Here is a 19,493-nt window from a genome sequence, read left to right as displayed (position 1 = left end):
ACACCCGTTCCCATGCCGAACACGGAAGTTAAGCTCTTCAGCGCCGATGGTAGTTGGGGGTTTCCCCCTGTGAGAGTAGGACGTCGCTAGGCATTATTCCACAGTAGCTCAGTGGTAGAGCAATCGGCTGTTAACCGATCGGTCGTAGGTTCGAGTCCTACCTGTGGAGCCATGGAGAGCTGTCCGAGAGGTCGAAGGAGCACGATTGGAAATCGTGTAGGCGGCTACCGCTGTCTCAAGGGTTCGAATCCCTTGCTCTCCGCCATTGCATACTGGCCCGTTGGTCAAGTGGTTAAGACACCGCCCTTTCACGGCGGTAACACGGGTTCGAATCCCGTACGGGTCACCAATTATATTTTAAGACAACTTCCCTGGAGAATTAGCTCAGCTGGGAGAGCATCTGCCTTACAAGCAGAGGGTCGGCGGTTCGAGCCCGTCATTCTCCACCATTATTAATTTTATATCGTCGCGGGGTGGAGCAGTTCGGTAGCTCGTCGGGCTCATAACCCGAAGGTCGCAGGTTCAAATCCTGCCCCCGCAATTACCTTGGTCCCGTGGTGTAGCGGTTAACATGCCTGCCTGTCACGCAGGAGATCGCCGGTTCGATCCCGGTCGGGACCGCCATTTTTAACTCGCAGTTGAAAAAAACTTATTTACATAGTAAGATAGAAAATGCTTAAATATTTGGCTTTGTAGCTCAGTTGGTAGAGCAATGGACTGAAAATCCATGTGTCGGCGGTTCGATTCCGTCCAAAGCCACCATGTGTTGCCGGTGTAGCTCAACTGGTAGAGCAACTGACTTGTAATCAGTAGGTTGGGGGTTCAAGTCCTCTTGCCGGCACCATTCATATGGAGGGGTAGCGAAGTGGCTAAACGCGGCGGACTGTAAATCCGCTCCTTCGGGTTCGGCAGTTCGAATCTGCCCCCCTCCACCATTCATAGGGGCATAGTTTAAAGGTAGAACAGAGGTCTCCAAAACCTCCGGTGTGGGTTCGATTCCTACTGCCCCTGCCAATTTTAAAATAACATTACGGCGATTGTGGCGAAGTGGTTAACGCACCGGATTGTGGTTCCGGCATTCGTGGGTTCGATTCCCATCAGTCGCCCCATATATTGGGCTATAGCCAAGCGGTAAGGCAACGGACTTTGACTCCGTCATGCGTTGGTTCGAATCCAGCTAGCCCAGCCATTTTTTGCGGGAGTAGTTCAGTGGTAGAACACCACCTTGCCAAGGTGGGGGTCGCGAGTTCGAATCTCGTCTTCCGCTCCATTTTTTGTTTTTGGCGGTATAGCCAAGTGGTAAGGCACGGGTCTGCAAAACCCTTATCACCGGTTCGAGTCCGGTTACCGCCTCCAAAAAATAAAATGATCTGATTTGTAATACATGCATGAGTATGATAATATTCATATTGTCATGCCGATGTGGCGGAATTGGCAGACGCGCACGACTCAAAATCGTGTTCCTTCGGGAGTGCCGGTTCGACCCCGGCCATCGGTACCAGCATTTGCGGGTGTAGTTTAGTGGTAAAACCTCAGCCTTCCAAGCTGATGTCGTGAGTTCGATTCTCATCACCCGCTCCAACATACATAACCAACGCAGTGTTTCGTTTATCTAAAACGAAGCGTTGCGTTTTTTTATATGACCAAAACAATTTAAAGAGCCCCATCTATATATGATGAGGCTTTTTGATCGGGCGGGTCCAGATGATATAATATCCTTAAACAATTTGTGATGTGGCAGTACCGCCATTTACCTGGATAAACATATGCTTTAATGAGTCAAGCAGCTTTTCCTGATCCGCAGCCGGGAGGGAAGGTCTGAAGTAGATGATATGTACTGCTTCAGTCGTTTCTCTGCTAACGGAGGTTCTGAGTGAATCGACGCAGGGGCTTCCGAAGGGTCCATGATCATCAGCAGCGATAATCAGGTTTTCAGCAGAATTTTCTCTGCCGTTTAAGCCTTCAAATTGTTCGTTTCTGCTGCCGACTCTGAGTTCAACAGGGCCGCTGATATTCTGGGCATCATATATACCAAGAGGCGTTTCATATTGCAGGGAAAAGAAATTATTCAGGTCAACTGCTGAATTGGCACTCGGCAGATAGTTTTGTTTTGATATTCTTCTAAGAAGTGCTTCCGTACTTGGTCTATACCTGTTGGGATCTTTCCCGAACTGTTTAAATAATTGTCTCCATTCAGCAATTCCTTCAAAGTCAGTTGGCTTTTTATCCTTCAGGTCAAAAAATAGTGATTCCTGAAATAATTGAAGCCGTCCTTTTAGCATTTGAGGTGAGTCGCTGACGGTGACGTTTCGATAATGAATGATACCGAACGAATAATTTGATAGTGATGAATGAACTGAAACTTCCATAAGGTGGTCAACTCCTTTTGTATGCATTCAGTTTACCATGTCCATATAGAAAGGGGGATTAGAATGAACTATGATGCTTTAAAACAGGAAATAATTGATCATGCTGACGAACTTGGTATTGATAAAATCGGCTTTACGAGTGCGGATTTCTTTTCTGATCTAAAAGGCCGGCTGATCAGACAGGAAGCGCTGAATTATCAGTCGGGTTTTGAAGAAAAGGATATTGATAAGCGTGTGACCCCTTCGTTATTAATGCATGAGCCTAAGTCAATTATTTCTATAGCGTTAGCATATCCTTCTAAAATGAAGGATGCACCGAGAAGTAAAAAAGGTGAGCGCAGAGGTATTTTTGCGAGGGCATCCTGGGGAGAGGATTATCACACTGTTTTACGAAAAGCGCTTGAGCGCCTTGAGCAATTTATACAGGAAAGAGTACCTGATGCCAGAATGAAATCGATGGTTGATACGGGTGAACTTGTAGATCGTGCTGTTGCTGAAAGGGCAGGTGTTGGGTGGAGTGCTAAAAACTGTTCTATTATTACGCCTGAGTTTGGTTCTTATGTTTATTTAGGTGAAATGATTACAAATATACCTTTCAGTCCGGATGAACCGATGGAGGATCAATGCGGAGATTGTAATTTATGCGTGGATGTATGCCCGACTGGGGCACTTGTTCAAGGAGGACAGCTGGATGCGAAAAAGTGTATCGCATTTTTGACTCAGACGAAGGATTTTCTCCCTGATGAATATCGTTCTAAAATTGGGAATAGGCTGTATGGATGTGATACGTGTCAGACCGTTTGTCCCAAAAATAAAGGGATTGATATGCATGTCCATCCCGAATTTGAACCGGACTCTGAGATTGCGAAGCCGCTGCTTGAACCGCTTTTAACAATCAGCAACAGAGAGTTTAAAGAAAGTTTTGGTCACGTATCAGGTTCCTGGAGAGGCAAAAAGCCGATTCAGCGTAATGCCCTGATTGCGCTTGCTCATTTTAAAGAGGAGTCAGCACTGCCCTCTATTTTTGAAGTGATGCAGCATGATGTGCGTCCTGTAATGAGAGGGACTGCTGCCTGGGCTGCAGGGAAAATCGGTGGGGAAGAAGTTGAGAAGATGCTTTTAAAGCAAAAGGATCTTGAACAGGACGCAGAGGTGTTAAAAGAGATCGATAAAGGCTTATCACTTTGTAAGTGAGGGGTGTAAGTGTATGTATAATGGCGTACTTGCTGCTGAATATGCTGAGGAGTGGTGGAATAAAAGAAATCCTGCATTTCCGGCTTTTCCTGTAGACTGTACGAACTTTGTCTCTCAATGTCTTCTTGCAGGCGGACTCGTGATGAGAGGATATCCTGACCGTTACAGGGGCTGGTGGCTGCAGGGAGGACAGTGGAGTCTAATCTGGGCAGTTGCACACTCTATGCGCTGGTTTCTTGAGGAAGCAGCTGAAAGAGTGTCAGATGCTTCTATGCTGAAGATTGGAGATGTCATCTGCTATGATTTCGCGGGAGATGGCAGAGTAGATCATACTGCAATTGTGACGGTTATTGACTCAGGCGTACCTTATGTGAATGCCCACACCAATGACAGCAGGCACAGATTATGGACATATAGTGATTCAGCTGCTTATTCACCATCGATCAGGTATTATTTTTTTCACCTTTCGTGATAGAATAGAGAATGGCTCAGCCGAAATAGACGATGAGGTGAAGAAATTGGGATTACACGTTGTTTTATATCAGCCGGAGATTCCTGCTAATACAGGTAATATTGCACGTACCTGCGCAGCAACCGGTACATCACTACATTTAATCAGGCCGCTTGGCTTTTCTACAGATGATAAAATGCTCAAACGTGCAGGACTTGATTACTGGCAGCATGTTGATATTCATTACCATGATTCGCTTGAGGATTTCTATCAGGCAAGTGAGGGCGGAGATTATTTTTATCTGACCAAGTATGGCACGCAGCCGCACTCGACGTTTGATTATAGTGACGTGAAAAAAGATTACTACTTTATTTTCGGACGGGAGACATCAGGGTTACCGGATGATGTCATTGAAAATAATAAAGACCGCGCGCTTCGTATTCCAATGAATGAACATGTGCGTTCACTGAACTTATCGAATACAGCAGCAATTCTTGTATATGAAGCGCTGAGACAGCAGAATTTCCCTTCACTTGGGTGAAGGTACAGTCATAGTCGTTTAGACTATGGCTTTTTTTAATGCTTAATATTTGAATCGCTGTATTCCAAAACGCTACACTTAATGAAGGTTAGAGTATGAAAGGTGGAGATAAGTATGAACGAGACAATTGAAACGATGTTAAATCACAGATCTGTCAGAAAGTTTAAGGATGAAAAGTTATCACCTGAGCAAGTTCAGATGATTGTGGAAGCTGCCCAGATGGCATCAACTTCAAGTTTTATACAGGCCTACTCAATTATTGGGGTAACAGATCCTGATAAAAAGAAGAAGCTGGCTGAACTCGCAGGCGGACAGGATTATGTATCAGATAGCGGACATTTCTTCGTATTCTGTGCAGATCTGTACAGACATTCCTTAATTGGTCAGTGGGAACAAGCGGATGTGGAAGATTCGATTACGTCGATGGAAAAGTTCATGGTGTCAGTCATTGATGCTTCACTTGCAGCGCAAAATGCAGCTGTGGCAGCTGAATCGATGGGGCTTGGTATCTGCTATATCGGCGGGCTGAGGAATAATCTGCCTGAGGTTTCTGAGCTGCTGGAAACGCCTGAACATGTGGTTCCACTGTTTGGCTTAACAGTTGGCGTGCCGGATCAGGAAACGGCTGTAAAACCGAGAATGCCATTTCAGACGATCTATCACGAAAACAGTTACAGACATCAGGAAGAAACTGTGAAGCAGGAGCTTGATGAATATAATGAAGCCATCTCTGCATATTATCACGATCGTACTTCAGGGAAAAGGTCCGATAAATGGACTCAACAGATGGCAGCTATGCTGCAGAAGAAAAACAGAATGTATATGAAGGATTTCGTGGAAGGGAAACTTTTCGCCAAAAAATAAAAAAGCTGCGATCGCAGCTTTTTTTTAGTTGTTTTTAGTCTTGCCCGGCTTATCGTTATAACCGGCTGTAAAGATTGCTGCAAGGAATGCTACACAAATACCTAGAATAAGTGCTGTACCCATCTCATATACCTCCCAGATAAAGTATGAATCATGTCATATATGTTTAAGTATACATGATTATACTGAATAAAGAAATGACTGTCCTGTGAATATGCATAATTCATCCTACTTTGCTCATGAATACAGCATGAGCTGCATACCGTTTTATATGAGAGCGAAGAGGGGGAGAATCAGATGGATATGTTAAAACGGGTGGCAGACTATCAGCTTGAAGAGTCGATGCTGAAATGGGAAGGGACCTTCTCCGATTATTTACAGATGCTTAAAAGCAGGCCCTGGATTGCACAATCTGCACATTCCAGGATTTATCATATGATCAAAGATGCTGGAACCGAACAGATCAACGGGAGAAAAAGCTACCGGTTTTTTAATCGTCATCTATTCGGGCTTGAAGAAGCACTTGAGCGGCTCGTGGAAGAGTACTTTCACCCGGCGGCAAGACGGCTTGACGTGAAAAAGAGAATCCTTTTACTGATGGGTCCTGTAAGCGGTGGAAAATCAACACTTGTTACCCTTTTAAAAAGAGGACTGGAGCAATATACAAGGACTGACCGCGGTGCTGTATATGCGATTAAAGGGTGTCCGATGCATGAAGATCCGCTTCACTTAATTCCTGAAGCGCTAAGAGAGGACTTTTTTAAAGAATACGGCGTCCGAATTGAAGGGCATCTGTCGCCGTTAAATATGATGAGACTCGAAAAGGAATTTGGTAACAGAATTGAGGATGTTCCGGTGGAGCGGGTGTTCTTTTCGGAGGATAAACGAACAGGGATCGGCACGTTCAGCCCGTCTGATCCAAAGTCACAGGATATTGCAGACCTGACAGGGAGCCTGGACTTTTCAACAATTGCTGAATACGGATCAGAGTCAGATCCGCGCGCCTACCGTTTTGACGGGGAATTAAATAAGGCAAACCGCGGACTGATGGAGTTTCAGGAAATGTTAAAGTGTGATGAGAAATTTTTATGGCACTTACTTTCACTGACGCAGGAAGGAAATTTTAAAGCGGGAAGATTTGCGCTCATTTCTGCAGATGAAATGATCGTCGCCCATACGAACGAAACAGAGTACCGCTCGTTTATTTCGAATAAGAAAAATGAAGCGCTGCATTCGAGAATGATTGTCATGCCGATGCCTTATAATCTTCGAGTGTCTGAGGAAGAGAAAATTTATGAGAAGCTGATTTCACAAAGTGATGTAGCAGATGTGCATATTGCGCCGCATACACTACGGACAGCAGCGATCTTTACTGTGCTGACACGACTGAAGGAGCCAAAGAGAAAAGACATTAATCTGATCAGTAAAATGAAAATGTATGACGGAGAATCGGTTGAAGGCTTTGGAGAGGCTGATGTTGAAGAGCTGAAGCGGGAGCACACCGGCGAAGGGATGGAAGGGATTGATCCCCGTTACGTGCTCAACCGGATCTCTTCGACAATTATTAAGAAGGAACTGTCCTCAATTAATGCACTCGATGTGTTAAGGTCGCTAAAAGAAGGCTTTGATCAGCATGCCTCCATTTCAAAAGAAAGCAGGGAGCATTACCTGACATGTATTTCATTTGCGAGAAAAGAATTTGATGACCTGGCTAAAAAAGAAGTTCAGAAAGCGTTTGTCTATTCTTATGAAGAATCTGCAAAAACGCTAATGGATAATTATCTTGATAATGTTGAAGCTTATTGCCATAAGTCAAAACTGAAGGATCCATTAACAGGTGAAGAGATGCATCCTGATGAGCGGCTGATGCGTTCAATTGAGGAGCAGATCGGTGTGTCGGAAAATGCGAAAAAAGCATTCCGTGAAGAGATACTCATCAGAATTTCAGCATTTGCGAGGAAAGGTAAACGATTTGATTACCAGTCCCACAGCCGTCTGAAAGAGGCAATTCAGAAAAAGCTGTTTACTGATTTAAAAGATGTGGTCAAGATCACAACTTCATCTAAAACACCTGATGAGCTGCAATTGAAGAAAATGAATGAAGTGATTGCAAGGCTGATTGATGAGTATGGATACAATCCAACAAGCGCGAATGATCTGCTTAAATATGTAGGATCATTGTTAAATCGGTAGCGTTTTTTGAAACGATAATGAGGGTAATGGGACAGTAGAGGTGATGATCAATGGCTAAGAAAGAAGAGTTGAAAAACGATATTCCTGATAATAGTTCTATGGCGAGTGATCTTGAGGAAATGGATCAGCTGGGTCGCCAAATGGAGAAGATGAGAACGAATGAACAATTAAAAAAGCACCGCGAACCCGGGACTGAGCAGTATGAAGAAGAGGAGTAGATCCTCTTCTTTTTTTGCGGTCTTTTAGCGGGCTCTGGTTTGAGAATAGAATGAAGTGAGTGGTATAAGTATTTGAAAGAGTAGGGTATTCATTCAATCAGCTTTTGGGATTTATCCTTGACCTTTTAATATAATTCAATCAGCAATCGGGTTTATTCAACTTCTGCTCATGATCTCTTGGATATATCGATGAGCTTTTAAATTTTATCTATCATCTTTCATGTTAATTCAATGACCTTTCTATTTTTTCGGACAGCAGACACTTTAACCCAAAAATCTTTTTGGCGCTAGCTCCTCGGGTCATAAACCACGAAGCGGTAAACGGGAAAGAGCACCCGTTTTCCGCCCCGTGTCTTATGCCTGTCGGAGCTGAACGAGCGCCCTTCACTTTTCAGTATTTGACTGAATTTTCTAATAATGATACAATATATAAAAATTCGGAGGCGATTTTTTATGCCAGGCAGAGAGTATTTTAAGGAGCTTGAGCCGGTGAATGGTAGTATGGCGAGTAATATGGAAGAACTGGTGATGCTCGGTAAGCAGATGGAGAAGATCCGGTCAGGCGGGGAGTTAAAGTCAAGTAAGAAATTGTCTGATCCAATTCAATATGAAGAGAAGTCTTGAAATAACCAGTCAGAAAAACTGGTTATTTTTTTTGAAACTTTTTAAATAGGGAATACGTATAAGAGGTATCAATTGAAATGAAGCACTGTGCCTTTTAATATCGTATTTATAGAAAGGACTTGATGATGAATGAAGATTTCAACAATAATGAAGTGGGTGACGGGCAGTCTTGAGGCTGTGCTGGCGATTCCATTTCTCGGAGGTACGCTGATTATCTCAACAGGCTGGTCGTTATTATGGATTATGCTGGCACTGCATATTGTCGCTTTAATATTCGCTGCACGTGAATTTACATCAAAAACAGGAAGCATTTTCGGAATCTTTACATCTGTATTCGGATTTGTACCGCTGCTTGGATTTATCATGCACGTCATCACAGCAATCATCCTGCTGCTTGATGCCTCACGTTCAACAGCAAAAGAGAAGAGTTTCTAAGGTCTGCTAAGCAGGCCTTTTTCTTTTCCCTGAAATCATAAGCAATAATTTAAGCCTGCCCTCATACAATAAAGAAAAGATGAAGGGTGAGGCGATATATGCAGGGTTCTACCGTATCAAAAGAAGACTGGTCCCTGCATCAGCAGGGCCAGGAAGACCAGAAGAGACACAACAGGAAAATCCAGCAGGCAGTAAAAGACAGACTCCCCGAACTGATCACAGAAGAAAATGTCATTATGTCAGATGGCAAAAAAACAGTGAAGATTCCAGTGCGGTCACTTGATGAATATAAAATCCGCTATGATCATTCAAAAAAGAAGCATATAGGCCAGGGTAACGGAGACAGCGGGGAAGGAGATATTATTGCAAGATCTCGTGATGGGGGAGGAAGACAGGCGGGCAGTGAACCGGGTGAAGATTATGTGGAGGCGGAGGTATCCATTGAAGAAATTGAGACCGCCCTGTTCAGTCAGCTTGAACTTCCTGATTTTAAGCAGAAAGAAGAAGTAGAGGCTTCAAAAGAAGGGATACAGTTCACTGATATCAGAACAAAAGGACTCACTGGCAATATTGATAAAAAGAAAACCATGATGACAGCGTTCAAACGTAATGCGATGAATGGGGAAGCAGGATTTCATCCAATTCTTCCTGAAGATATCCGTTATAAAACGTGGACGGAATCAAAAGAAAAAGAGTCAAAAGCTGCCGTCATTGCGATGATGGATACGAGCGGGTCAATGGGCATGTTTGAGAAGTATATTGCGAGGAGCTTTTTCTTCTGGCTCGTAAAGTTTTTGAACCTTCATTATGCACATGTAGAAATCAGGTTTATTTCACATCATACAGAAGCGAAAGAAGTCGAGGAGGAAACGTTTTTTACAAAAGGAGAAAGCGGCGGGACGATCTGTTCGTCGGCGTACAGAAAAGCGCTTGATATTGTGGGGAGTGATTATCCGCAGGAAAGATATAATGTCTATGCCTTTCACATTTCAGACGGTGATAACCTGACTTCAGATAATGAGAAGTGTCTGCCGCTGATTCAAAAACTCGCTGAACATTGCAATATGGTCGGGTATGGGGAAGTAAGTCAGTATCATCGCCAGTCTTCTCTCATGTCTGTTTTTGCAAAAGCGGAAGAGGAAGAGATCCGGACATTTATTATGAGAAGGAAAACGGAAGTACTTGATGCGTTAAAATATTTTCTCAGTAAAAAATCCCACGTCTGAGGACGCGGGATTTTCTTTTTAATGTGGAAGAAAAACGAGCTGATAAGCGAACAGCACTGCAAATAAATAGACAAGGAAGTGAACGTCTCTCCATTTACCTTTAACGATTTTTAAAATTGGATAAGAGATAAATCCAAGCGCGATGCCTGTTGCAATACTTGATGTCAGCGGCATACTCAGGATAATCAGAAATGCAGGAAACGCTTCATCAATCTCACCCCATTTAATGTGGGAGATGCTGCTCATCATCAGACTGCCGACGATAATCAGTGCAGGAGCAGTAATCGCTGAAACGCCTGATACAGCACTGACGAGCGGTCCGAAAAAGGCTGCTGCAATGAATAATACTGAAACCGTTACAGTAGTCAGTCCCGTACGGCCGCCTGCTGCAACACCTGATGATGATTCGATGTAGGCTGAAGTCGGACTTGTACCAACCATTGCGCCTGCTGTAGCAGCGATTGAATCAGCTAACAGTGCCTGACGGGCGCGCGGCATTGTTTTGCCTTTCATCAGACCGGCCTGCTGAGCGACACCAATCATCGTACCGGTAGTATCAAAGATTGTGACTAACAGGAATGAAAAGACGACAGCGAATAAACCATATTCAATGACATCCCCAAATGCTGCAATCGGATTGGAAATAATAATTCCTTCAGGCAGGCTTGGCAGTGCAACTACACCGTTGAATTCGAGCTGTCCTGTAAAATAGGCAATTGCACCCGTCACGATCATTCCAATGAACAGTGCGCCGTTGACATTTAAAGCCATTAAAATCAGTGTAACTGCAAGGCCCGTAAATGCCAGAATGACTGAAGGTGAATGAAGGTCGCCGAGTGCGACAAGGTTATCCGGATGTGCAACAATAATACCTGTCATTCTCATACCGATAAAAGCAATGAATAAACCGATTCCGGCTGTAATGCCGTGTTTCAGGTTATCAGGAATCGCTTCAATGAGCTTTTTTCTGAAAGAAGTCAGAGAAAGAATCGTAAAGATCACACCGGCAACAAATACTGCCGCAAAGGCAACCTCGTACGTAATATTCGTATTAGTGCCGACAACTGAAAAGGCAAAGTATGCATTGAGTCCCATACCGGGTGCAATGGCAATCGGATAATTGGCCATTAACGCCATCCAGAGTGTTCCAATGACCGTTGCAATAATCGTTGCAAGAAATACTTGGTCAAAAGGCACACCTGCACTTGAGAGGATAATCGGATTCACAACAACAATATAGACCATTGTCATAAATGTGGTAAAGCCTGCTAAAAGCTCTGTTTTAACAGTTGTATTATTTTCTTTTAAATGAAAGCGAAACATCATATCAGTCCTTTATTAAAATACGAACGTTTAAAAGCACAAGTTATATAATATTCGTTTATAACGTAAGATTCAACCCTTTTGATCAAATTTTTTTATATTATTGGCTCTGTTAAAGATGGCTGTTGATTTCCGCTCCAGGGGAACGCTTTCCGCATGAGCCGTCTTGTGGCTCCGATTCAATCGCACCTCCTCGAAGCTACGCTTCTGCGGGGTCTCACCTGTCACGCTTCTCATGCTGGAGTCGTCCCCCTTCCGCTGCAATCACCAGCTGTGCTAGAACAACATTGGTCTTTAACGTACCCATATTCTTAATAAATTTTATTTAAGATGATGATTTCACACAAACCTGCTTTCAATCGGTTCGTCCTTCCATTAAGATGAATGAAAAGAGAGCAGGGGGTAATAGGATGTTTCGCGATATACAGCATTTATCTGTGCCTGAACAGGCTGAATTCATCACAAGAAAGCTGATTGCAATGAAGAGTTATACGGGGTCACAGGGTGAAGTACATAAAGTAGAGCAGATTTTTAAGTGGATTTCTTCATTTCCTTATTTTCAGGAAAATCCTGAACATGTGTGGATTCAGGATATAAAAGATGACCCGATAGGCAGAAAAAATGTCTGGGCGATGCTGCCCGGTGGCTCAGATAAAACTGTGTTGTTTCACAGTCATATTGATACTGTCGGCACAGAAGATTTCGGATCACTGCAGCAGATGGCTCATGACCCGGACAGTCTTGAAGAATTCTTTAAGGGATTTCCGGGAGATTATCGCGTCAGGCAGGAGGCCGGTTCTGGAGAGTGGCTTTTTGGCAGGGGATCACTTGATATGCAAAGCGGGGCGGCGATTCATCTGGTGAACCTCCTGCAGTTATCTGGAGAAGACAGGGACGGCCATATGCTGTTTTTATTTAATCCTGATGAAGAGAGTGAACATGCAGGGATGCTTGGAGCGCTTCATGAACTCGCACGTCTGAAGCAAGAGATGAACCTCGATTATGTGGCAGCGATCAATAATGATTTTATCGCACCGATGTATGACGGTGACCGCACGAAATACATTTATACAGGTGCAGCGGGGAAGGTACTTCCATGCTTTTATATATACGGAAGGGAAGCGCACGTTGGAGATGTGCTGACGTCGATTGACCCGACCCGGATTGGGGCAGAGCTTAACCGCAGAATTAATCAAAATATTGACCTTGCTGAAGATCTCGAAGGGGAGTATGTGCTTCCGCCGGCCTGTCTTCATTTTAAGGACGATAAAAAAGATTATAATGTGCAGACTGCCATCAGTGCTCACCTGTACTTCAACTATTTCGTATTTGAACAGACAGCACAGGACGTACTTGAGAAGCTGCGAAAAATTTCTATAGAGGCAGTGTATGAGATCAGTAGAGAGAGTACAAAAAAATACAGAGACTTCCGCATAAAGCATGGTTTCCCGCCAAGTGACTGGAACTTTCAGATGGATGTCTGTACATTCAGCGAGCTGGAATCGTCCTTGAGAGCGCAGGGGATCGATGTGGAAAGTAAGTTAAATGAAGTAGTGAAAAAATACAAGGGGAAGGACAAGCGGGAGGCAGCTTTTGCATTGGCTGAAGCATTGCAGCAGCTTGATCCTGAAAAAACACCGCGTGTACTCATGTTTTTCGCACCGCCGTTTCTTCCTCATAATTATTTGAGTGATAAAAATGAGCATGGGGCAGATATTATAAAAAAGCTTGAAAAACATTTGCAGGCTACCACAGAAAGAGAAGGAGAAGAATTTGTTACTAAGCGCTTTTTCCCGTACCTTGCAGATGGAAGCTTCCTGTCACTTCATGAGTCAGAAGAAGCGATTGAAATGTTAAAAAGAAATATTCCGCGCATGCAGGATCTCTACCCGGTACCTGTGCACCTGATCCGCGAACTGAACATCCCATCAATCAACATCGGCGTCTACGGCCGTGACGGACATAAATGGACAGAGCGTGTCTATAAACCATACACTTTTGGGATATTACCAGGACTGATTAAAGACTTCGCTAAAGATCTGGTGAAATAATTATAATGAAGGGCTGAGACAAATTTGTCTCAGCCCTTTACTATTATACATATTCAACTAAGTCATCAATACTCATTCTGCCGGATTTGCGGGGCTCTTTAGCCGCTTTACCAACTGTAATCAGCATCACAGGTACATAACGGTCAGAGATCTCGAATTCTTCAACCAGTCCTGCATCGCTGAATCCGCCGATCGGGCACGTATCCCAGCCCTTCGCTTTTGCAGCAATCATGAACTGCATTGCAGCAAGTGAAGCATTTGAAAAAGCTGCATCGCGTGCAAACTGTTCATTCTCGTAAGCACCCTGAATCTGTCCATTCAATGCCTGTTTGATCTCCTCAGACATTGCCCCTTCTTCAACAGCAGGATCGAAAACTGCATCTACATTTTCGTTTGCACGAAGATCGCCAAGCACAGCTATAACGGCTGAAGCATCAGTAATCTGCTGCTGGTTATAAGCGATTGGCAGCAGGCGTTCCTGAGATTCAGGGTTGTGGAAAGCGAGAAACTTCCAGTGCTGAAGGTTCCATGCTGACGGGGCTTGTCCCATTGCTTGAAGAAGCTCATTCAGCTCTTCACGGCTGATCTCAGCTTCCGGATCATATTGTTTAGTTGCTCTTCTTTCAAAAAGAACATCGAGTACATTTTTCTCTAAAGTTGTTGAAGCCATAGTGGGGTTCCTCCTAAAAAAGTATATCTATTAAAAATGAGTTACTTTAAGTTATCAGCGCCCACTATAGTATATAAAAATGGTGATTGTCAAGAAATAAGATGGACGTACCAGGTCACCTTCATCCGGGTTAATCATTAACTGAATTAGTCGAAAAACTGCTCCAGCTGATGAAGTCTATTACTCTTTGAAGCATCACCGGGCTTTCTTGCTTCTCCGATAAAATATTTTTTAAAGTCCATTCCTGTGAATTCGAAAATATGTTTAAACTGCAAAATCAGCGGCAGTCCTTTAATATCAACCTGATCGCCGCCGCAAGTGATCACATAGGAAGGTGTGTTTTTCATCCGCTCTTTAAAGTCCAGATCAGGATCTCTCATTGCCTGTGACCACCTGTCAATGAACGTTTTCATATAGCCACTCATGCCATACCAGTATAACGGTGTAGCAAAGAGGACAGCATCGGCAGAAAGCATAGATTCAACCACTTGAGTGTGATCATCATCTACCGGGGTAAAGCCGTATTCATCATGCCGCTGGTCATGAATCTGCTGAATATTCAGCTCTCTCAATTTTATCCACTTTACTTCACCTTTATAAGAAGCAGCTGCTTTCTCTGCGAAATACTCTGAATTACTCTTTTCACGTGAGCTTCCACTAATAATCAATAAAGTCATTTAAATGATTCCTCCTTTTTACTCGAATTGTAACCTTTCAACATTCTATGTCAATGACCTTGTTATGATACTTTGAAACTGAGATTTTCGAAACTATGTTTATTTTAGGTGATTTAAGGAAATAATATAAAGCGTGAAATCATTTTCAGAAAATTAAAATCGAATCAAGGAGTGATTGTGAAATGTCAAACGTCAAATTAGCGATTATTTATTACAGTTCAACAGGAACAAATTATCAGCTTGCCAAGTGGGCAGAAGAAGCAGCGAAGGAATCCGGTGCTGAAGTTAAGGTATTAAAAGTTGAGGAAACTGCTCCGCAGCAGGCCATTGCATCAAATCCTGCGTGGAAAGATCATTATGAAGAAACAAAAGATGTACCCGTTGTCACATTAAATGATCTTGAATGGGCAGACGCATACATTTTCAGTATTCCGACACGTTACGGTACGATGCCGGCACAAATGAAAAACTTTATTGATACAACAGGTGGCCTGTGGTTCAATGGTAAGCTTGTGAATAAGGTTGTCAGCGGTATGAGTTCTGCTCAAAATCCACACGGAGGTCAGGAAGCAACCATTCTGAACCTTTACACAACTATGATGCATTGGGGCGCAATTATTGCAGCACCAGGCTATTCTGATCCGGTTACATTCGCTTCAGGTGGTAACCCGTACGGTACAAGCGTTACAGTCGATCAGGATGGCAATATGCAGGAAGACGTTAAAGACGGCGTTAAATACCAGGCAAAACGTACAGTAGAAGTTGCAAAATGGGTTAACGCAGGTAAAGCATAAAAGAAAAACGCAGAGGCTCATGCCTTTGCGTTTTTTAGTGCAAATGAAAATATGCCGGCGGGGCGGCTTCAACTTCAATCATCTCAAGTGTAAACGGATGTTCAAATATCAGCTTTTTTGCATGTAATGCCTGGCGATCGTACATTTTATTGCGTGCTCCGTAGAGCGTATCACCTGCGATCGGGTGCCCGATGTGTGACAGATGCACTCTGATCTGATGGGTACGGCCGGTTTCAAGATTCAATTCAGCCAGTGACAGTTGTTTTTCAGCATTATACTTTAACCGGCGGAAGTGTGTGACCGCTTTCTGTCCACCTGGTGAAACTCTTCTTCTGACAGGATGATGCCTGTCTTTCCCGATTGCCTCAGATACCGTCCCCTGCTGATTAAGCTGGCCCTCGGCGAGTGCAAGATAGGTGCGTTTAATCAGTCTTTTTTCAAGCATTTGATCAAGCAGTGGTTTGATTGCCGGATGTTTTGCAAAAAGGATTGTGCCTGTAGTATCACGATCTAGCCTGTGAACCGGCTGCGCATAGCCGCTTTGTCCGTTTGAGATTAAGACATTTACAACAGCATTTTGCAGCGTCTTTGTATCAGCCTCACTATTTGGGTGTGTATCTGTATCCGCCGGTTTATTGACGATCATCAAATGCTCATCCTCAAATAAAATATCAATCTCTTTTTCCCAGGCTGGTACTGATGGGCGGGCAACATATTCAATGGATAGAAGATCACCTGTTGTGAGGGGATCTTTCCAGGGCTTCAGCTCTCCGTTAATAACGATACTTTTTTCCATTCTCCACTGGTGTATGGTTTTTTTGCTGAACGCCAGTTGTTCCTTCAATAAAGTATCAAGCGTACTGCCATCCCACTTTGGGTGAACGGTGATCGTAAATGATTGTTTCACTGATTAAAACTCCTTTTAATATCTTTTATGATGGCTATGATAAAGCCTGATGTTGTTTTAGCATAGATGGTGATTGCAGCGGAAGGGGGACGACTCTAGCAGGAGAAGCGTGACAGGTGAGACCCCGCAGCAAGAAGCGCGAGGAGGTCCGATTGAACCGGAGCCAAAAAACGGCTCATGCGGAAAGCATTCCCCCCCTGCATCGGAAATCAACAGCCACCTTTAACAGAGTCTCTATGATAAAAAAACTGCCAGGAAGTTTTTACTCCTGGCAGTCTTCATATTATCCGCCTGTTACATTGCGTTCAAAGAACTCACGGTAATCTTCCTCAGGTGCGGCACCAACAATGCCGTCAACTGGCTCACCATCTTCAAAGTGAATTAATGTAGGTGTAGACTGGATTCCATATTTGTTCCACTGATCCTGAAACTCAATTAAGTTCATCTGAACCATATCAACGCCCATTTCTTCAGCGAGTGGTGCAAGCATTGGTGTTGTTTCAAGACAGTATTGACACTCAGGGCTGAAGAAATACACGGTTGTCGGTTCACCGCTTGAAATGCGCTCTTCCAGTTCATCCGGAACAATCTGATTCTGATAGTTTTCGTTATCAAGCAGATCAATAGTAGATTGAGCCAGCTCTTCTTTTCCGTATGGATTTCCTTCGACTTTTGATTCATTTTGCATATTGGTAATCAATGCAATTGCAGCAAAAATCAGTACGATTACACCGCCAAAGAGTAGAATTTTTTTCATGTTTGTGTTGCTCCTTTCGATTGCTTAAGAATGATCAGACTGAATACAAAAATAATCGTAAAGGCTGTCAGTGCTAAAAACGGAATCGTAATAAAGCCAGCCCAGTTAATATATTCCCCTGTACATGGGACCATCCCGCATGCCGGAGCAGAAGATGACAATGTATCAATCTTTTGAATGCTGTAATGATAGATGGAAATACATCCGCCCATCCCTGAGAGAATAGCTGAATAAAGGGCAGCTTTTGCATCCTTTTTAATGACTGCAATCAGCAGGATCACTGCGAGCGGATACATAAAGATTCTCTGATACCAGCAAAGTTCACAAGGCTCAAAGCCCCTGATCTCAGAGAAGTACAGCGAACCCATCACAGCAGTAAACGCAGCAGCCCAGGCAGCAAAAAGCATATTTTCTATCTTTTTGGTCATTGAGACGCCTTCTTTCACAAAAATCTATTGTCATTGAAGATTGTAAAAGTTAATGGTGAATAATACAAGCTTTGAAAATCAGGTCTCGGAAATTACATATTGAATTTGTCTAAAGTTTGGCACAAAAAGTATGGAAGCTGTTATTATTATAAATTGAGTTTATAATTAAATGAATACACGTTTGAGGAGTGAAACCTATGTCTGAGAAACTGGATTTGTCTCAATTTGAGAAAAAAATGATCATTCGTAAAATGATTCATGCTGATATAGATAAAATTATTCATATGCAAAGGCTTTGTTTTCCGGGGATGCAGCCGTGGAAAGTTGAGCATCTTGAAAGTCACCTTGAGATGTTCCCGGACGGTCAGCTTGTAGCTGAGCTTGATGGGGATATTATCGGGTCATGCTCGAGTCTGATTATTAACTTTGATGAATATGATGACCGTCATACGTGGGATGACGTAACGGATGAAGGGTATATCACAAATCACAATCCGGATGGGTACAACCTGTACGGGATTGAAGTGATGGTTCATCCGGATTTCCGCCGTATGAAAGTCGGTCACAGACTTTACGAAGCAAGAAGAGAACTTGCACGGGAATTCAATCTGAAAAGTATCATTATCGGTGGGCGTATTCCAAATTACCATAAATACGCGGGCGAAATGTCTCCCCGTGAATACGTAGATTCAGTTCAAATGCATAAGATCTATGATCCCGTTCTGTCTTTCCAGCTCATTAACGGTTTTACACTTATGCGGATCAATCCGAATTATCTTCCGGATGATAAGCAGTCGAATAAGTATGCAACATTAATGGAATGGAACAATGTGGACTACCGTCCGAAGTCGAAGAGACACTTTAAGACAAGCCATCCTGTGCGTATCTGTGTTGTTCAGTACATGATGCGTCAGATTGATTCCTTCACAGATTTTGCGAATCAGGTGGAATACTTTACGGATGTGGCCTCAGACGCACAGTCAGATTTTGTTGTGTTCCCTGAGATTTTTACCACCCAGCTGATGTCCTTCCTGAATGAAAAGTCTCCGAGTATGGCAGTTAGAAAGCTGACAGATTACACGGAAGAGTACATTGAACTCTTCACAGATCTTGCAGTGCGCTATAACGTTAACATCATTGGCGGCTCCCATTTTGTAAAAGAGGAGGATGACGAGATTTACAACATCGCTTACCTTTTCAGAAGAGATGGCACGATTGAGAAGCAATACAAGCTTCATATTACGCCGAACGAACGGAAATGGTGGGGAATCAGCCCTGGGGATACAGTCAGAGTATTTGATACAGACTGCGGTAAAATTGCGATCCAGATTTGTTACGACATTGAGTTTCCTGAACTTGCACGTATTGCAACAGATATGGGTGCGAAAATCATTTTCACCCCATTTTGTACAGAAGATCGTCAGGGTTACCTGCGCGTAAGGTACTGCTCACAGGCACGTGCAGTTGAAAATCAGATCTATACAGTGATTTCAGGTACAGTCGGCAACCTGCCGGAAACTGAAAACATGGATATTCAGTATGCGCAATCAGCAATTTTTGCACCGTCTGACTTTGAATTTGCGCGTGATGGTATTGTAGGGGAGACTGATCCAAACCTTGAAATGGTGATGATCGGTGATGTTGACCTTGAAATTCTGCGCCGTCAGCGTCAGGGCGGAACCGTGCGACAGCTGAAAGACCGCAGACACGACATCTATTCAATCAACTATAAAAAGCAGTAATATTCAGGGACATGACAAACCTTCTTGCA

19 protein-coding genes, 16 tRNA genes and 1 rRNA gene are annotated in these 19,493 nt (G+C 43.4%); 29 read left to right on the top strand and 7 right to left on the bottom strand.

The features are described 5' to 3' along the window. The 17 genes from rrf to JOD21_RS17505 all read left to right on the top strand — a co-directional run. Positions 1-92, top strand: a 5S ribosomal RNA gene (gene rrf, locus JOD21_RS17585); the annotation flags it as partial. Positions 93-97: 5 nt separating this feature from the next. After that, positions 98-172, top strand: a tRNA-Asn gene (locus tag JOD21_RS17580). 1 nt (position 173) lies between these two features. Next, positions 174-265 (top strand) — tRNA-Ser (locus JOD21_RS17575). Between the two features lie 9 nt (positions 266-274). Next, positions 275-349: transfer RNA gene (locus tag JOD21_RS17570), tRNA-Glu, on the top strand. A 24-nt stretch (positions 350-373) separates the two neighbouring features. After that, positions 374-449, top strand: a tRNA-Val gene (locus tag JOD21_RS17565). 18 nt (positions 450-467) lie between these two features. Beyond that, positions 468-541: transfer RNA gene (locus JOD21_RS17560), tRNA-Met, on the top strand. 7 nt (positions 542-548) lie between these two features. Then, positions 549-624: transfer RNA gene (locus JOD21_RS17555), tRNA-Asp, on the top strand. A gap of 62 nt (positions 625-686) precedes the next feature. After that, positions 687-762, top strand: a tRNA-Phe gene (locus JOD21_RS17550). A gap of 6 nt (positions 763-768) precedes the next feature. After that, positions 769-844 (top strand) — tRNA-Thr (locus tag JOD21_RS17545). A gap of 7 nt (positions 845-851) precedes the next feature. Beyond that, positions 852-935: transfer RNA gene (locus JOD21_RS17540), tRNA-Tyr, on the top strand. Between the two features lie 5 nt (positions 936-940). Beyond that, positions 941-1,014, top strand: a tRNA-Trp gene (locus JOD21_RS17535). Positions 1,015-1,033: 19 nt separating this feature from the next. Next, positions 1,034-1,109, top strand: a tRNA-His gene (locus JOD21_RS17530). 5 nt (positions 1,110-1,114) lie between these two features. Further along, a tRNA-Gln gene (locus tag JOD21_RS17525) sits at positions 1,115-1,189 on the top strand. A gap of 6 nt (positions 1,190-1,195) precedes the next feature. Continuing rightward, positions 1,196-1,270 (top strand) — tRNA-Gly (locus JOD21_RS17520). A gap of 12 nt (positions 1,271-1,282) precedes the next feature. Beyond that, a tRNA-Cys gene (locus JOD21_RS17515) sits at positions 1,283-1,356 on the top strand. A 60-nt stretch (positions 1,357-1,416) separates the two neighbouring features. Continuing rightward, positions 1,417-1,501 (top strand) — tRNA-Leu (locus tag JOD21_RS17510). 6 nt (positions 1,502-1,507) lie between these two features. Further along, positions 1,508-1,581, top strand: a tRNA-Gly gene (locus tag JOD21_RS17505). A gap of 137 nt (positions 1,582-1,718) precedes the next feature. On the opposite strand, the gene JOD21_RS17500 is transcribed toward JOD21_RS17505, so the two are convergent. Next, entirely contained in the window at positions 1,719-2,369 is a 651-nt protein-coding gene (locus JOD21_RS17500) for a B3/B4 domain-containing protein (protein WP_204730823.1), read from the bottom strand. A gap of 63 nt (positions 2,370-2,432) precedes the next feature. Here JOD21_RS17500 and queG point away from each other — a divergent pair, with 63 nt between their 5' ends. The 9 genes from queG (at position 2,433) to yhbH (ending at position 10,115) form a co-directional block, all read left to right on the top strand. After that, positions 2,433-3,563 (top strand): tRNA epoxyqueuosine(34) reductase QueG, encoded by a 1,131-nt coding sequence (gene queG / locus JOD21_RS17495; RefSeq protein ID WP_204730822.1) that lies wholly within the window; start codon positions 2,433-2,435, stop codon positions 3,561-3,563. Between the two features lie 13 nt (positions 3,564-3,576). Beyond that, positions 3,577-4,035, top strand: a complete 459-nt coding sequence (locus JOD21_RS17490; RefSeq protein ID WP_204730821.1) for an amidase domain-containing protein — start codon at positions 3,577-3,579, stop codon at positions 4,033-4,035. 46 nt (positions 4,036-4,081) lie between these two features. Beyond that, positions 4,082-4,555 (top strand): tRNA (uridine(34)/cytosine(34)/5-carboxymethylaminomethyluridine(34)-2'-O)-methyltransferase TrmL, encoded by a 474-nt coding sequence (trmL, locus tag JOD21_RS17485; protein WP_204730820.1) that lies wholly within the window; start codon positions 4,082-4,084, stop codon positions 4,553-4,555. A gap of 114 nt (positions 4,556-4,669) precedes the next feature. Next, positions 4,670-5,419: an oxygen-insensitive NADPH nitroreductase gene (nfsA, locus tag JOD21_RS17480; RefSeq protein ID WP_204730819.1), complete on the top strand. Its 750-nt coding sequence runs from the start codon at positions 4,670-4,672 to the stop codon at positions 5,417-5,419. 297 nt (positions 5,420-5,716) lie between these two features. After that, entirely contained in the window at positions 5,717-7,612 is a 1,896-nt protein-coding gene (locus tag JOD21_RS17475; RefSeq protein WP_204730818.1) for a PrkA family serine protein kinase, read from the top strand. A 50-nt stretch (positions 7,613-7,662) separates the two neighbouring features. Then, on the top strand, positions 7,663-7,830 hold the full coding sequence (locus tag JOD21_RS17470) for a hypothetical protein (protein WP_204730817.1): 168 nt from the start codon (positions 7,663-7,665) through the stop codon (positions 7,828-7,830). A gap of 453 nt (positions 7,831-8,283) precedes the next feature. Next, the gene (locus JOD21_RS17465; RefSeq protein ID WP_152614692.1) at positions 8,284-8,454 is read left to right on the top strand and encodes a hypothetical protein; all 171 of its coding nucleotides are present in this window, start codon (positions 8,284-8,286) and stop codon (positions 8,452-8,454) included. Positions 8,455-8,583: 129 nt separating this feature from the next. Further along, the gene (locus tag JOD21_RS17460) at positions 8,584-8,889 is read left to right on the top strand and encodes a hypothetical protein (protein ID WP_204730816.1); all 306 of its coding nucleotides are present in this window, start codon (positions 8,584-8,586) and stop codon (positions 8,887-8,889) included. 98 nt (positions 8,890-8,987) lie between these two features. Further along, on the top strand, positions 8,988-10,115 hold the full coding sequence (yhbH, locus tag JOD21_RS17455; RefSeq protein WP_204730815.1) for a sporulation protein YhbH: 1,128 nt from the start codon (positions 8,988-8,990) through the stop codon (positions 10,113-10,115). 18 nt (positions 10,116-10,133) lie between these two features. Here yhbH and JOD21_RS17450 read toward each other — a convergent pair whose 3' ends face one another. Next, positions 10,134-11,438, bottom strand: coding sequence for an NCS2 family permease (locus JOD21_RS17450; RefSeq protein ID WP_204730814.1), 1,305 nt, complete (start codon positions 11,436-11,438; stop codon positions 10,134-10,136). A 410-nt stretch (positions 11,439-11,848) separates the two neighbouring features. On the opposite strand from JOD21_RS17450, the gene JOD21_RS17445 reads away from it, so the two are divergent. Continuing rightward, on the top strand, positions 11,849-13,489 hold the full coding sequence (locus JOD21_RS17445; RefSeq protein WP_204730813.1) for a M20/M25/M40 family metallo-hydrolase: 1,641 nt from the start codon (positions 11,849-11,851) through the stop codon (positions 13,487-13,489). A 43-nt stretch (positions 13,490-13,532) separates the two neighbouring features. On the opposite strand, the gene JOD21_RS17440 is transcribed toward JOD21_RS17445, so the two are convergent. Next, positions 13,533-14,159 (bottom strand): nitroreductase family protein, encoded by a 627-nt coding sequence (locus JOD21_RS17440; RefSeq protein WP_204730812.1) that lies wholly within the window; start codon positions 14,157-14,159, stop codon positions 13,533-13,535. 146 nt (positions 14,160-14,305) lie between these two features. Next, the gene (locus tag JOD21_RS17435) at positions 14,306-14,836 is read right to left on the bottom strand and encodes a flavodoxin family protein (protein WP_204730811.1); all 531 of its coding nucleotides are present in this window, start codon (positions 14,834-14,836) and stop codon (positions 14,306-14,308) included. A gap of 182 nt (positions 14,837-15,018) precedes the next feature. Between JOD21_RS17435 and wrbA the strand changes: the two genes are divergently transcribed. Next, positions 15,019-15,630 (top strand): NAD(P)H:quinone oxidoreductase type IV, encoded by a 612-nt coding sequence (gene wrbA, locus JOD21_RS17430; protein WP_204730810.1) that lies wholly within the window; start codon positions 15,019-15,021, stop codon positions 15,628-15,630. 34 nt (positions 15,631-15,664) lie between these two features. On the opposite strand, the gene JOD21_RS17425 is transcribed toward wrbA, so the two are convergent. From JOD21_RS17425 to JOD21_RS17415, 3 genes are all read right to left on the bottom strand, one after another. Further along, a complete protein-coding gene (locus tag JOD21_RS17425; RefSeq protein WP_204730809.1) occupies positions 15,665-16,537 on the bottom strand; it encodes an RluA family pseudouridine synthase in 873 nt (290 codons plus the stop codon). Positions 16,538-16,820: 283 nt separating this feature from the next. Then, the gene (locus JOD21_RS17420) at positions 16,821-17,294 is read right to left on the bottom strand and encodes a thioredoxin family protein (RefSeq protein WP_204730808.1); all 474 of its coding nucleotides are present in this window, start codon (positions 17,292-17,294) and stop codon (positions 16,821-16,823) included. Continuing rightward, the gene (locus tag JOD21_RS17415; protein WP_204730807.1) at positions 17,291-17,722 is read right to left on the bottom strand and encodes a disulfide oxidoreductase; all 432 of its coding nucleotides are present in this window, start codon (positions 17,720-17,722) and stop codon (positions 17,291-17,293) included. Before JOD21_RS17415 ends, JOD21_RS17420 begins: the two co-directional genes overlap by 4 nt. Before the next feature lie 197 nt (positions 17,723-17,919). On the opposite strand from JOD21_RS17415, the gene JOD21_RS17410 reads away from it, so the two are divergent. Then, on the top strand, positions 17,920-19,464 hold the full coding sequence (locus tag JOD21_RS17410) for a bifunctional GNAT family N-acetyltransferase/carbon-nitrogen hydrolase family protein (RefSeq protein WP_204730806.1): 1,545 nt from the start codon (positions 17,920-17,922) through the stop codon (positions 19,462-19,464). The last annotated feature ends 29 nt before the right edge of the window (positions 19,465-19,493 follow it).

This window comes from Jeotgalibacillus terrae (genome assembly GCF_016908195.1).
GTDB classification, from domain to species: domain Bacteria; phylum Bacillota; class Bacilli; order Bacillales; family Jeotgalibacillaceae; genus Jeotgalibacillus; species Jeotgalibacillus terrae.
Note: the sequence above shows the minus strand (reverse complement) of the source record. Positions and strands in the feature narration are given on the sequence as shown.